Origin of the sequence: Pseudomonas sp. SWRI179, from assembly GCF_014268705.1 — a bacterium.
GTDB lineage: Bacteria > Pseudomonadota > Gammaproteobacteria > Pseudomonadales > Pseudomonadaceae > Aquipseudomonas > Aquipseudomonas zanjanensis.
The window spans coordinates 1-232 of the sequence record NZ_JABWRA010000168.1; the positions used below are offsets into that span (position 1 = coordinate 1).

General features: G+C 48.7%; 1 rRNA gene. It reads left to right on the forward strand.

Going from position 1 to position 232, the window contains the following annotated elements:
* Nucleotides 1–149: 149 nt before the first annotated feature.
* A 5S ribosomal RNA gene (rrf, locus tag HU767_RS28655) occupies nt 150–232 on the forward strand; the annotation flags it as partial.

Genomic DNA, 232 nt, shown 5'->3' on the forward strand with positions numbered 1-232 from the left:
GTAGTGTGGGGTTTCCCCATGTGAGAGTAGGTCATCGTCAAGATTAAATTCCGAAACCCCTATCTGCTGATGCAGGTAGGGGTTTTGTTTTAGTAAGAGTCATCGATTTTACCGACACGTTGCTGTTGAACGGGTTGGACACCGAATTTCTTGACGACCATAGAGCATTGGAACCACCTGATCCCATCCCGAACTCAGCAGTGAAACGATGCATCGCCGATGGTAGTGTGGG